At 44.4% G+C, this 14,386-nt stretch carries 13 protein-coding genes; 1 reads left to right on the forward strand and 12 read right to left on the reverse strand.

All coding sequences use genetic code 11. The annotated features are described in order from the left end of the window. Positions 1 to 89 precede the first annotated feature (89 nt). The gene (locus tag ACZQK9_RS03780) at positions 90 to 1,070 is read left to right on the forward strand and encodes a Gfo/Idh/MocA family protein (RefSeq protein WP_483269664.1); all 981 of its coding nucleotides are present in this window, start codon (positions 90 to 92) and stop codon (positions 1,068 to 1,070) included. A 91-nt stretch (positions 1,071 to 1,161) separates the two neighbouring features. On the opposite strand, the gene ACZQK9_RS03785 is transcribed toward ACZQK9_RS03780, so the two are convergent. The 12 genes from ACZQK9_RS03785 to ACZQK9_RS03840 form a co-directional block, all read right to left on the reverse strand. After that, positions 1,162 to 1,977, reverse strand: a complete 816-nt coding sequence (locus tag ACZQK9_RS03785; RefSeq protein WP_483269665.1) for a LytTR family transcriptional regulator DNA-binding domain-containing protein — start codon at positions 1,975 to 1,977, stop codon at positions 1,162 to 1,164. A 63-nt stretch (positions 1,978 to 2,040) separates the two neighbouring features. After that, positions 2,041 to 2,823 carry a type I 3-dehydroquinate dehydratase gene (gene aroD, locus ACZQK9_RS03790; protein ID WP_483269666.1) on the reverse strand — a complete coding sequence of 261 codons (783 nt, stop codon included), beginning with the start codon at positions 2,821 to 2,823 and terminating at the stop codon, positions 2,041 to 2,043. 24 nt (positions 2,824 to 2,847) lie between these two features. Beyond that, complete coding sequence (locus ACZQK9_RS03795; protein WP_483269667.1) at positions 2,848 to 5,313, reverse strand: hypothetical protein; 2,466 nt, start codon at positions 5,311 to 5,313, stop codon at positions 2,848 to 2,850. Between the two features lie 27 nt (positions 5,314 to 5,340). Further along, a complete protein-coding gene (gene buk / locus ACZQK9_RS03800; RefSeq protein ID WP_483269668.1) occupies positions 5,341 to 6,408 on the reverse strand; it encodes a butyrate kinase in 1,068 nt (355 codons plus the stop codon). A gap of 237 nt (positions 6,409 to 6,645) precedes the next feature. Beyond that, entirely contained in the window at positions 6,646 to 7,563 is a 918-nt protein-coding gene (gene ptb / locus ACZQK9_RS03805) for a phosphate butyryltransferase (RefSeq protein ID WP_483269669.1), read from the reverse strand. A gap of 36 nt (positions 7,564 to 7,599) precedes the next feature. Continuing rightward, positions 7,600 to 7,818, reverse strand: coding sequence for a hypothetical protein (locus tag ACZQK9_RS03810; RefSeq protein ID WP_216507709.1), 219 nt, complete (start codon positions 7,816 to 7,818; stop codon positions 7,600 to 7,602). Positions 7,819 to 7,909: 91 nt separating this feature from the next. Continuing rightward, complete coding sequence (locus tag ACZQK9_RS03815) at positions 7,910 to 9,247, reverse strand: MATE family efflux transporter (RefSeq protein ID WP_483269670.1); 1,338 nt, start codon at positions 9,245 to 9,247, stop codon at positions 7,910 to 7,912. Between the two features lie 143 nt (positions 9,248 to 9,390). Beyond that, a complete protein-coding gene (gene glmS / locus ACZQK9_RS03820) occupies positions 9,391 to 11,205 on the reverse strand; it encodes a glutamine--fructose-6-phosphate transaminase (isomerizing) (RefSeq protein WP_483269671.1) in 1,815 nt (604 codons plus the stop codon). A 324-nt stretch (positions 11,206 to 11,529) separates the two neighbouring features. After that, positions 11,530 to 11,673 (reverse strand): cyclic lactone autoinducer peptide, encoded by a 144-nt coding sequence (locus tag ACZQK9_RS03825; RefSeq protein WP_483269672.1) that lies wholly within the window; start codon positions 11,671 to 11,673, stop codon positions 11,530 to 11,532. After that, the gene (locus ACZQK9_RS03830) at positions 11,660 to 12,244 is read right to left on the reverse strand and encodes an accessory gene regulator B family protein (protein ID WP_483269673.1); all 585 of its coding nucleotides are present in this window, start codon (positions 12,242 to 12,244) and stop codon (positions 11,660 to 11,662) included. The genes ACZQK9_RS03825 and ACZQK9_RS03830 overlap by 14 nt, the downstream gene beginning before the upstream one ends. Before the next feature lie 135 nt (positions 12,245 to 12,379). After that, positions 12,380 to 13,660, reverse strand: coding sequence for a sensor histidine kinase (locus tag ACZQK9_RS03835; protein ID WP_483269674.1), 1,281 nt, complete (start codon positions 13,658 to 13,660; stop codon positions 12,380 to 12,382). Then, complete coding sequence (locus tag ACZQK9_RS03840; protein WP_483269675.1) at positions 13,650 to 14,378, reverse strand: LytR/AlgR family response regulator transcription factor; 729 nt, start codon at positions 14,376 to 14,378, stop codon at positions 13,650 to 13,652. Before ACZQK9_RS03840 ends, ACZQK9_RS03835 begins: the two co-directional genes overlap by 11 nt. Positions 14,379 to 14,386 lie beyond the last annotated feature (8 nt).

Consider the following 14,386-nt stretch of genomic DNA (forward strand, 5'->3'; position numbering starts at 1 on the left):
CATATGATGTTTCTTTTGCTATAATAATTAAATGATTATCATGCTATGTTTTAAGCATATGTCATTACATGATACGGAAGGAGTTTCATATGATTAATTTTAAAGTTGGAATTATGGGTGCCGGGAAGATTGCCGGTGTTATTGCAGATACTCTCAGAGATTTAGATGCATTCGAAGCATACGCAATTGCTTCCCGCGATATAGAAAAAGCAGAGACCTTTGCCAAAGAACACGGCGTTACAAAATATTATGGTTCTTATGAGGAATTGGTTGCGGATCCGGATGTAGAGCTCATCTATATCGCAACCCCGCATTCTCATCACGCAGAACATGCAAAGCTTTGCTTAAATGCCGGGAAACCGGTTCTGGTAGAGAAAGCATTTTCTTATAATGCAGCTACTACCGAAGACGTCTTAAAGCTTGCCAGAGAGAAAAATCTGTTCTGTGGCGAAGCAATGTGGATCCGTTTCATGCCGATGTACCGTCTGATGGCAGAGTACATCCAAAAGGGTGCGATCGGACGTGTCAATAATATCACCTGCTCTCTTGGCTATTCTCTTCTGAAAGAAGAACGCCTGACCAAGCCGGAGCTTGCCGGCGGTGCATTACTCGATCTTGGTGTATATCCACTCAACCTTATCTCCATGGTTTACGGCAGTGAACCACCAATGATCGGTTCTACCTGTGCAAAACTCGACACAGGCGTGGATGCACAGGAAGCACTGCAGATTTCATACAAAGGTGGCAGATGTGCAAACGCATTTGTCACAATGATGTACCAGCCTGACAACAATGCAAAAATCTATGGTGACCGCGGATATATCGAGATTGACAACATCAACTGTCCGGAGACATTCCGCATCTATAATACCGATCACAAGCTTGTGCTTGAGACGAAAAAACCGGACAAGCAGACAACCGGTTATGAATTCGAGTTTATCGCAGCCAGAGACGCGATCATTGTTGGTCAGACTGAGTGTCCGGAGATGCCGCATGCAGAGACACTCCGCATCATGCAGATCTGCGATTCCCTGAGAAATACATGGCAGATTAAATACCCAATGGAATAATCTCTTTAAACTGTTACCCATACACATCCACCGGACAATGAGATTCTCATATGTCCGGTGTTTTATTTTTCAGACATTTCCTGTATCTTTCTCAATCCAAAATAAACTGCCGTTCCCGCTTGCGCAACCATACTTCCTGGATTTTCGGAAATTGCGCATGCAAAGTTTTCATGTACGTAGATCCAATTGCCACCTGTTCAGAATTTCGCATTGTGATTACTCGATTTGTATAGTCAATACTTTGTACATAATTTGCATTGATGATCCCACTTCGAGAACACTGTTGCAAATACCACACATCTGCAACTTCCAGAAATTGCTGCAGGGTAATATAATGCACCTCATATTTAACACCATCATGCAAACTCACCTCAACACCCCGCTTTAATGTCTGTACATGACTGATTTCTGCACATTTTACCGGATATAACACATTCTGGTTCTGAATATACAGCATCCGTGCCTCTATTTTATCCTGTCGCGGCATCGCACAAGTCTGTGCATGCTTGCACCGGGACTCCCGCAATGCGAGACCGAGCGTTTCACACAGTCGATGTTCAATCGCCAGTGTGTCAATAATATCATAACAGCTCAGTTTCTGATCACAATAACTGCTTGGATCTTCCACATCTGATATCAGTATCATTGGTGTTTTTTCATATCGTTTTAGTCTTCGCGCAGATTCCATAAACCGATAGGCATCTGCCATATTCTGGTGAAACTGCACCTCCGATGGTCCACACACCAGAACATCTACCTGATGTTCCACGATTATACGATATGCTGCGCTGTAAGTTCTTGCTATTTTTACGGAATATTCCAGCGATAGCTGGTTCACGATCATACGACTTCTGTTCAGTATCTGTTTATCCCCCAAGACAAACAAAACCATCTTTCTCTCCTTCAATATAGTCTCCCCTCGTAAATAAAAGCAGAAAAACACCCCTCTTGTCTTTCTGCTTTTTCTCTTTTAGTTACAATATTTGTCAATCAATGCCAGTGCTTCGTCCATCTTCTCTACCGGAATCTGCCCCGGAGCAGACGCTTCCGCAAAGCTTGCAAATGTGATTGCACTGCCAAACACCTGACCGCTGATCCGGCTGACTGCCCCCATCTTCCCCATCGACATCGTGACAACCGGCACCTCTGCATACGCTTCCTGCATCATAGCCGTTGCAGCAAGCAGATTCACCACATGCAGTTTGTTTTCCGGCATTACCGCAATCTTCACAACATCCGCGCCAAAATCCTGCATACTCCGCAACCGGTTCACAATCGTGGATGCATCCGGTGTGGTCTGAAAATCATGGTTCGACATGATGATCTTTACCCCTTTATCCTTTGCAAGCCCGATTAATTCCTTCGCCTGTTCTGCCCCGGAGAACAATTCGATGTCTACCATATCCGCCAGATGCCCTTCAATCACATGCTGATTGATCTGTGCAATCGTCGGAGACGAAAATGCAAGTGGCTCTCCACCTTCTGCTTCGCTGCGGATTGTGAACAAAAGTACCTTGTCATCCAGAACTTCAGCCACCTTTTTCAGCAGATCATCAAGCTGCTCATAATCAGACAATATATCCAGATAATCGCCACGAAGCTCCACCATATCAATGGCAGAGCTTCTATGTGACTGTTTTATCTGATTCGCCTGCGCTATGATTTCATCCGCCGTCCGTCCGACCAATGGTACACAGATCTTCGGTCGATCAAACCCGATGATGCAGTGTTTTATCTTACAATAACGAATCATATAATTTCCTCTATTTTATTAGTTCTACTGCTTCGTGAAATACTTCGTAGAAAGTCCTTCCAGCAACTGCTCCACGCTGAAGCTGTCGTCATCCAAATAGATACTGACAGTCTCAACCAGATATACGCCCGGCTCGATCTCTACAACTGCGGTCATATCCATGCAGTTCATCTCAAAAGCAACATACTTCTCAACACTATACAGAACCTCTCTGCCATCGACGGTTGCCGTCTGATTCAGGTTTGATTCCTGTACATCATAGCTATCTATGTTCGACATAGAATAGAACGAATCGTCCAGTGCTGACTGCAGATCATCGTTCTGGTCAAGTGCGTAATCGATTGTTGAATATTCATCTGTCGAAAAGCTGACGGTATAGTCACTCGCATAGTTGAACTCAAATCCATCAATCGTTCCATTTACCTTATACTTCACAGAGTCGTCATAGGTAGATACTACAGCGTCATCCAGAGTCTTCTCCTGTGCATCATCTGTTGCGATTTCTTCGTCCGGATACTCTTCCTCTGTATCCTCAACGATCGGCTCTGCTGAGAACAAGCCTTCTAATATGTTGAAAAATTTATTCAAAGACGCATCCTTTTCCAGACGTTCTACCCAAGCCTGCATCTTGGCATCGTTCTTCTCCGTGAATGTGTTCAGATCATCTTCCGTCATGGTCTCGATATCCAGCACGTCTGCACTGTCATCCTTCGGTGTAACCTGAATCTTTGACGTATCCAGTGTCTGGCTGAATGCTCCGGTGCATATGGTCTTTCCTGCCGCCTTCACTTCGAAGGAATCTAAAGCAAGCGTATACGCAACACCCTTCTTAATATCCTTCCAGCCGCCTTTGTAGCTGATTTCATAGACATCTGCGCCTACGATATCCGCACGTGCAGCGCCGCTCACAGAATTATCCTGTTTGTTGAAGCTCTTCTCAAGCTCAATCGTGAAATAATCCGTTGCGGAGATTGTCGTCTTCGATGTAGTCGTATCTCCGGCTTCTGTGATTACTTTGTTGATATCAACATCGAATTCCGTATCCCCATAGAATACTGTGACAGTACCATTCGTATTTCCCTTGATATCATGTGCCTCATATTTGATTCCGGCCTTTGTACCCGATACATCAAAGCTTATGTTACCGGATACATCATTATCTCCATAATCTGCCCAGAAATCATAATCAATCTTAACCATGCCCATGAGGGAGACAGAATCTTTGCATGTTATCTTGACAGCCTTCTTATCCTTCACATATACCTTTACCTGCAGGTCGCTGGTGATGATACTTGGAATCATCGCCTTTACCTGCTCCATGGAACTCTTATACTCTTCAGCACTCATGCCACTGTTTTGAAGTGCAGATTCTGACTCTGTCACAGCCTCTGTCAGTCCATCAAGCGCTGTAGTACATGCTTTCTGCAGATCCTCCTTGGTCCAGGTCACATAATATTCCTTCGCTGTGACATTCTGACCATTTACCGTAATCTTTGCCTTTCCCTGCTTCTCAAACTGCGCTGCATCCCAGACTGTCTCAAGTGCATCTACATACTCGCTCTGAACGCCTGTACCGTCTGCACTCTGTGCGAACACATTCATATCAATATGAGGCATGCTTCCTGCATCTAAACCAAGCGAATCTCCAAGTGGAGAATTCACAATTGCACCAAATGGATCATCCGTTGGATATGACAGATATCCATCAAACACCTCAGGGAATGCAACATACATCTTCTCACTGTCTGCATATACATCTCCACTAAGCAGTTCACTGTCGCCAATGGTTACAGCCATCGTACCTGACAACTCCTGATTCTTCTGATCTACTTCTGAATCTACAGAAACTCCTACACTGCTGGTATCACTTCCTTCTCCCACCGCAATTGAAAAACTGCCGTTACTCGTTCCACCTTTTTCATTATAGGCATTCAATATATCATCGTAGCCAATCAGATCATTCAATGCTTCTTCCTTGGTGTAAGAGGCATATGTCTCTGCCAATGCATCCAGAACCACTTCTTTATCCGACTTGAAAAGCTTCGGAAGGAAAATGACACCACATATAACAAGTGCAACAACCGCCACACCACTTCCGATGATTGCAGCTAATCTGCCCTTTGTCATCGGTTTTTTCGGCTTCTTCGGTTTTCCACCGCCTGCCTGCGGCTGCATCGGCTGCTGTCCCGGCTGCTGTCCGTAATATCCAGTCATATCCGGCTGTCCCGGCTGCTGTCCGTAATATCCAGCCACTCCGGCCTGTCCCGGCTGCTGTCCGTAATATCCAGTCATGTCCGGCTGTCCCGGCTGCTGTCCGTAATATCCAGTCATGTCCGGCTGTCCCGGCTGCTGTCCGTAATATCCAGTCATGTCCGGCTGTCCCGACTGCTGATCGTAGTATCCTGTCATATCCGGTTGTACAGGCTGCTGTGGATTCACATTTCCGGATGAATCCGGAAATCCTCCCTGCTGTGTGTTATTTTCGTCCATTCTACCCCTCCCATAAAACATTCTCTCTTAATAAATCTTCGCTTCTTCCTCGCCATTTAATACACGCAGTGCGCCCTGTGCCAGGGCAAGAAGCTCGTCTTCGCCACCGTATACGGTAACCGGTGCGATAAACTTTACTCTCTTTGTGATCTCTTCGGTTGCGTACTTGCCATATGCGATACCGCCTGTCAGGATGATCTGATCAACCTTACCGGAGAGAACCGCTGCCTGTGCTCCGATATCCTTCGATACCTGATATAAGAATGCATCGAATACAAGCTGTGCATGCTTGTCACCATTCTTTGCCATAGCCTCGATATCTCTTGCATCGTTTGAACCACAGTATGCATTGAAGCCTGCCTTACCAACCAGCTGCTTGATCATTTCCTTCTCTGTGTATTTGCCTGAGTAGCACAGACGAACCAGCTCGCCGTTTGGAACACCACCGGCACGCTCCGGAGAGAATGCACCATCGCCATCCAATGCATTGAATACATCGACTACCTTACCGCCTGTATGGGCACCTACGGAAACACCGCCACCCATATGAACAACGATGAGGTTCAAATCCTCGTACTTCTTACCAACTTCCTTTGCATAACGCTTTGCAACTGCCTTCTGGTTTAATGCATGGAAGATACTTGTTCTAGGAAGCTCCGGATGTCCGGAAAGTCTTGCAACATCCTGTAACTCGTCAACAACAACCGGGTCTACGATATAAGCAGGGATTCCAAGCTCGTCAGCGAAATCCTTTGCCAAGATACCACCAAGGTTTGATGCATGCTCACCACGCTTTGCCTCTACTAAGTCCTTTACCAGCTCATCGGTAACTGTGTATGTACCACCTGGGATTGGCTTAAGCAGACCACCACGGCCTACAACAACATCCAGTGTCTTAATATCGAAATTATTCTCAGCCAAAACCTTAGCGATGACATCCTTACGGAAATCCTTCTGTGCAACAATCGAATCGTACTGTGCAATCTCCTCAGTCGAGTGACGCAGTGTCTCCTCGAACAACAATGTCTCATCTTCGAATACACCAATCTTTGTAGATGTAGAACCCGGATTGATGATCAATGACTTATAACTCATTTTATTATCCTCCTTTATATGTATGCAAATGTGCAATATATATGTATATCGGTTGGACATACGGAACTATTCTACGCAGACGCGCTCTCGCTCGGTTCAGCACGCAGTGGTACTAAATTCGCGACAAAAACAGTCGCTCATTAAGTGCCAGCGTGCTTCAACGGTCTGCTTAAGAATCAGTTCCGTATGCCCAACCATATCTGCTATATCTTTCTGCACATTTGAATATGCTTGTAATTACTGGTTCTTCTTTAAGTTCTCAGCTACGATCGCTGCAAGGGCAATCGAATTGACCTTTGTCTCAAATGTATCGGAACGGGATGTCAGAATAACCGGTGCCTTTGTACCTGTTAAGATACAGCCATTCTTAACCTTTGCTGTGTGAACCAGTGTCTTATATGTGATATTACCTGCGTGAATGTCCGGGAACAATAAGATATCTGCATCACCGACAATCTTACGATTTGTTGCTCCCTTATGCTTTGCAGCTTCCGGATCAATTGCAAGGTCCATGGAAAGCGGTCCGTCCACGATACAGCCTGTAATCTTACCCTCTTCATTCATCTTTGTAAGCTCAGCTGCGTCTACTGTAACAGGCATCTTCGGATTTACAACCTCTACAGCTGCAAGCGGAGCTACCTTTGGACACTCGATACCACATGCATGTGCAACTGCAACTGTATTGCTGATGATATCTACCTTGTCCTCCAATGTTGGGTATGGAATAAATGCAACGTCAGTCAGGAAGAACATCTTCTCGAAGCCTTCAATCTCAAACAGACATACATGTGACAAAGCCTTACCGGTTCTAAGTCCCACTTCCTTATTGAGTACGCTCTTTAAGAATCCCTTTGTGTCAATGAGACCCTTCATATACATATCTGCCTCGCCATCATGTACAAGCTTTACTGCTGTAAGAGCTGCTTCTGTCGGATCCTTCACGTCAATAATCTCGAAGCCATCTAAGCTCATATCCATGCTTGTCGCGATTTCCTTGATCTTATCAGCATCTCCGACCAGAATCGCATCTGCAATATCCTTGTCCTTCGCTGCCTTTACTGCCTCAAGAACTGCATCATCCTGTGCAACTGCAACGGCAAGCTTCTTCTTGCTGCATGATTTGATCTGCTCAAGTAATCCTTCAAAATTCTTCATTGTTCTGTTCTCTTCCTTTCCTCTTCCATCCTCTTTTTATGAGTCTTTGTTGTTTTTTACGTCCAAGATTGCTGAAACGGTGCACAATACGATTGCCACGAATCCCATAGCCCGGTCGATATGCTTACTCATCTGCTTTCTTCGCTTTTCCTTAAGCTTCCGCTCTTTGCGTGACATACGCTTCCCCGGTTCCCTGTGAATCGTTTTCACCGGCTTTGCCTTCTTCGGTTTTTTCGGAGTCTTCAGTTTCGACATCTGTTTCACCTTCTTTGACGAATTTATAATGTGTTTTCCGCATTATTCAGGCTTGTGTGAACACAGCCAATATAATGTTCATTATACCATTTTAAGCGGACTTTCGCAACATCTGTTCCGGCGGCTTCGCGAAATAAGCCGCAGTCAGCAGAATCGTCATGCAGACCCAGCTAATCGGTTCCGTAAGTGCCACACCGAAATAAGCAAGCCGCGGCACCAGAATCGTTGCAGAAAGTACCTTGATTGTCATCTCAACAACACTCGAGCACACCGGTATTACCTTCCGGCCCATCCCCTGCAGACTGCACCGCAGGATAAATAGCGGTCCTAACACATAGAAAAATACAATACTAATCCGGGAATACATCACCGCAGAATCTACAATTGTCGCATTATCGGTAGACGCAAGCCATGTAAATACCGGTCTGCCAAATGCAAAACAAATAATTACAAGTACCGTTGTTATTCCCGTTGCCATAACAACGGCATGACGAATCCCTCTGCGAATACGTGCCGGTTCCCCGGCTCCCATATTCTGACTGACGTACGTTGTCATTGCATTTCCCAGACAATAAAGTGATACCGTAAATATATCGAACACTTTTCTTGCCGCGGTATGCGCCGCAACGATTGCCGTTCCCAGTCCATTGATTGCACCTTGAAGCACAATCGTTCCGAAATTCACAACAAGCGACATAAATCCCATCGCAAGCCCCGTCGTAAGAAGCTCACTGTACTGCCCTTCCACCGGTTTCCACTCGTCCTTCTCCGGTATAATATCCCGGAACTTAAGCAGGATATAACCAAGACAAAGCACTGCTGAAAGTGCCTGTGAGAGGATTGTCGCCCATGCAGCCCCCTCAATCCCCATATGGAATCCATTTACGAACAGTAAGTCCAGTCCGATATTTACAAACACAGAGACAATCAGACAATAAAGAGGCGTGCGGCTGTCGCCAACCGCGCGCAGTACATTTGCACACATGTTATACACAGACACAAATATAATGCCATATAAAATGATGCGCACATACGCAAGTGCTGGGTTCATAATATCTTCCGGTGTTGCCAGAAGTTTCAGGATTGCAGGAATCAAAAGCAGGATTAACACGGTAAGCACAACTGCCCCTGCCAGCGTTAGTAACACAGTACCTGCCACCATGCGCCGCATACGTTTATAATCCTTTCCTCCGAAACTATTTGCAATCGGAATCGCGAATCCAAGAGTCAGGGAATTCAAAAATCCGATCAATGTGTTCGATACAACACTTGTAGCACCGACGGCTGCAAATGCTTCGGTGCCAACAAATGTACTTACAATCTTACTGTCCGCAATATTATATAATTGTTGAAATATGCTGCCGAATATCATCGGGATGGCAAATAAAATTATCACCTTTGCCGGGTAGCCTTTTGTCAGATCCTTCATTGGTTCTTTATTCCTTGTAAATTTTTACGCATGTTATCCCATCCTCGCTCGCGCACATAGGATTCCTGCGTCCCATAATCTTTTTTACACATACAATACCCCATCTGCACATATGTACAAATGGGGTCTGCATCTCTCTATCATTATTCTACCGTTACAGACTTCGCCAGATTTCTCGGTTTATCCACATCCAGTCCCTTTGCCTCGGATGTATAATATGCAACTAACTGCAATACAACCGCTGTTGCAAAGGATGTAAATTCACTATCCATCTTCGGAAGGCGGATATGCTGGTCACAGATACTTGGATCATTCACTTCCTCATCCATGCTGACAAGCACAACATACGCACCTCTTGCCTTTACCTCACGGATATTTGAGATGACCTTCGCATAGACATCCTCCTGGGTTGCCAGCGCGATAACCGGAACATTCTCGGAGATTAACGCGATTGTTCCATGCTTGAGCTCTCCTGCCGCATATGCTTCGGCGTGCACATAAGAAATCTCCTTTAACTTCAGTGCCGCCTCTAAGCTCATCGTGTAATCGAGACCTCTCCCGATATAGAAGGTGTCTGTTGCAAACTTGATATGATCTGCCACTCGCTTGATATCATCGGCGCATTTCAAAGTTTCCTCAACGATATTTGATGCATTTGTAAGCTTTGTCATAAAACGTTTTGCATCATGCTCTGTGATAAGTTCCTTCACCAGTCCGATCCGGCATGCGATCAGATACATAGCTGCCACCTGTACCGTATATGCCTTCGTTGATGCAACCGCGATCTCCGGACCTGCATGTGTATATAATACATAATCGCTTTCTCTTGCGATTGTGCTTCCCTTCACATTGACGATAGAAAGCACCTTGGAACCACGATTTTTCGCAAGCTTCAATGCCTCTAACGTATCGATTGTCTCTCCCGACTGGGAAAGCACGATTGTCAAAGTTTCCTCATCAATAATCGGATCTTTATACCGGAACTCGGAAGCACAATCTACATGCACCGGAATCCGAAGCTTCTTCTCGATCAGATGCTTTCCAACCATACCAGCATGCATCGCTGTACCGCATGCCACAATAGAAATACGCTTGCAATCCTTAAATATCGCATCATCAATTCCGTCCTCCGTGAAATCCGGAAGCTCTTCGTTGATACGCGGTGCAATCGTGTTGCGGATTGCGTCCGGCTGCTCATAGATTTCCTTGAGCATGAAGAACGGATACCCGCCCTTCTGTGCGCTTGTGATATCCCAGTTTACAGTCAGCATCTGTGGGGTTACTTTGTTTCCCTTCAGATCCTGAATATCAATACCATCCTTTTTGAGTGTCAGAATGTGATACTCCGGTACTACGAAATACTCCTTTGAGAACTCGATTAATGCGGTCAGATCGGAAGCAATCACCGAACCTCTCTCGCACGACGTTGCAACCATCGGGCTTACATTCCGGATCGCGTAGATTGTATCCGGGATATCCTGGAACATAATACAAAGTGCAAATGCACCGGAAAGTACCTTCACCGTCTTCTTGATTGCCTTGACCGGATCACCCTCATAGAACTTGTTCAAAAGTGCTGCAACGACCTCAGAATCTGTCTCTGATACAAGCTGGTCCGCAAGCCCGTACTCTGTCACAATCTGACGGTAATTCTCGATAATACCATTGTGAATCAGTACGACCTTTCCGACACGGTGTGGGTGTGCATTCACGTCCGTTACCCCGCCGTGGGTTGCCCATCTTGTATGACCGATTCCGCAGGTAGCAGGCATTTTCTCTGCCTCACAGAGCTTCCGTAACTCCTCTACCTTGCCGGTACGCTTGCGCACCTGAATCTGATCGTTCGACAATAGTGCTAATCCTGCGCTGTCATATCCGCGGTACTCCAACCGTTCCAGACCGCCGATGATAATATCCTTCGCTGGTTCATTCCCCGTAAAACCAATAATTCCACACATAATATCTACCTCTGTTCTATTTTTAATTTTCTATGTCTTTCACACTGATTACAGAACTTTGTTTTGCAGTTACCCGCATATTTTTTTCTGTATACGCACTCAGCTTGTACGGAAACGCATCCGCCGAATCTTTCGATCACGTTTCTCCTCGTCATCCTGAGTTTTTTCCGTCCCCTCAGGACCTGGCGCTAAGGTTCTTACCTTTCGAGTTCTGTGCCCTCCCATCTCACACAGTTGCCTTATTCTATCATACCGGTTTTTAAAATGCAAACGTAAAGAAAGGGCAGATGCCAACAGACATCCGCCCACTTTTTTTACGCGCTATTACTTTACAGCTTCCTTCATCAGACGTTCACGTGCTGACGCAGGCTCTTTTACCTGATGGCAATGCCATGCAGATGCGCTGTTCACCGTCTTCTTTGCAGTGTTGTAACCAAGCTTCGCAATCAGTTTCTCAATCTTCTTCATACTTTGTTCCTACCTTTCTTTTTCCTACCATTGCCAACACTGCTACAAAGGTAACTGTTCCTATATAAACAATGTCAACAACAACACAAGTTCTCCCAAGAAATGTCAGCAATGCGCCAATTCCAAACAACGCCATCCCTATGCGTTTGTTCCTGCGTCTCTGTTTCTGTGTCAGTGGTTTGTTTGCATGTGCTACCGGTCCCAATATCATAAATATCCCCATATCAAAAACCAAAGGCACCCAGAACCACATCGGAAGCACTGCATATGTACCAAAGTAATGTGCACATAACATCACAGCACCCCATCCGCCATAACTGAGCAACATACAGCGCAGAGCCGTATCCGCATGGTATCCGCCAAAGGAACTTCGAAACAAATGAAACACGATCAAAAATTCCACTGTATAAAGCAAGTTCCCCGTCGCAATTCCAAGCACGATAAACCCTGCAACCTGCAGCAACTGTTCTAAAAGAATTGCATATCCATATACATAGATCTCATATTCTTCCTTTTCTATTACATTCCTCTGCAATAAAAAATCAGTGATTGCATATGCAAGACGTTCCATGGATTTCCTCCCTGCCTTCATCTCTTACACACAACAATAACTGATTTCTTATAAAAAACAAGTACCTTGGCATACTTGACGCGATTTTCGACGTACATTTTCTTTTTTAGCTGTTATTTTAGAATTTTTACCTGTTTACACTACTATATTGGACACGAAATATCCATTCTTTTCTTCCTCATAAAAAGCTCCATCCATATCCCGCACAAGCTGTTTGACACTCTTTCTTCCAAGTCCATGCAGTCCTGCATTGGATTTTTGTGTCTTCATTTCCGGATTTTCCTGCATCACGGAATGACTAATCCTGTTCTTCACTGTCACAAGCAGCAAACCGGCACTCTCATAGATTTCAACTTCGATCCGTTTTATTTTCTCCCGTTCTTCTGCTTCTATCGCATTTTCTAACAGATTCAAAAGTGCTATGGCAAACTCCATCTGTCCTTCCGGCAAATGTGCACTGACCTCTGCCCGAAAGCAAATCCCTTTGCTCTTACAGCAACTGTCACAATGATTCAGCACTGCATCCAGAATCTCATCCCCTGTCATATAGATTCCTTCCGGCTGAAGTTTTGTATCAAGTACCTCCGCCACATATTTTTTCGCTTCTTCCATATTTCCAGCCGCAAGCAATTCCTGAAAAACAGTAAAGTAATGTCGGAGGTCATGACGTAAAATACGATTTCTCTCCTGTAACTGCATCATCCGCTCCATACTTTCCTTCTGCCCCTCCTGTGCCATCCGGAGAAGCTGATTTTCCATCCGCAGCTTCTGATTTTTATTGAGCTGATACGTCGCAATATAGACAAAAATATTGATTATTAGAATGCCTAACATCGCAATCTCTATCGCTACTTTTCCACGCCGGTCCAGATACTCGTAATCCAGCATGATGTCTAAAATAATGCCAATCAGTATACTAATCGCAAACACTACCATATTCATAACCGGCATCGCAGACTTCAGATGTATTTTCTTTAAGAAGAAAACAACAGTTGCTGTTACCAGTAATAATAACAGCTTTGATCCCATCAGATAATGGATCCGTTCTGCCACCGTCATATCCCATATATCTGATTTCTGTTCCTGCTTTACAAAACTATACGCAGCGGTATAAACCAAGCCACAGAACATAAGCACAATATTCCATATTGTAAAATACAGCAACCGTTGTCCCCAGTTTTTCCCTACACACAGACCTAGGAAGAGAAGCCCAAACACCAGATATATGATTGTATTTGCATCACTTTGTGGAAACCGTAATTGTAAATAGCAGGTCAGAACCGTTAACAAAGCCGATAATATAAGGAACAGCCAGGCCGGCATCTTTTTACGTTTTCCTAATATGATCGTTAAAAATACAATTTCAAAAACTGCATCTGTTAAATTTGCCCCTAATTCAACCATATTATTGCCCATAACGAATTCGCTCCAACATAATCTTATAATTCTTCATCGTCATTTCTTTGTACTTTCCGCCCATAGGAATACAGGTTCCATCCATCATCCATACATTCTTTTTATCAATTCTTTTTATGTATCGGATATTCACCACAAAAGCTACATGCGTCCGGATAAATCCAAACTGCGCTAACTCCTTTTCTATTTTTGACATACTCATACTGCCTCTGAATTCAAGTTCCTCTGCCACTGTATGATATATGATTTTATGATTTGAAGCTTCCAGATAGGTTATCTCTTTTGCCGGTACTTTTACAATTTCTGTTTTTCCTTTTTCGATCAGAACCTGCCCTTCCTGCATAGAACGCTGAACCAATGCAAGCAACGCATCGTTAATCTCGTCTGCATGTTGCTTTTTGATAAATCGAAATGGTTTATACTGTATTACATTGTAAACCATCTCTTCCCGGTTCGTAAAAAAGATAATGCACTGATCCGGATTCCGTTCTAATAATTCCTCGGCTACTTTATTTCCTGTAATATACGGCATATCAATATCCAGAAAAATCGCATCGATTTCCTGTTTTTCGGTAATTGTTTCAATTTGCCGTACCGTTTTAGGATTCGGAATTTCTATAATTGAAATCTCTATATGCTGTTCTCTGCCAAACCGTTCAATATATTTTTTTAGTGTCTTTAAATCCCTCACATCGTCGTCACACAAAATAATTGTCATACGTTTCT

The sequence above is a fragment of the Wujia sp. genome (genome assembly GCF_056872695.1).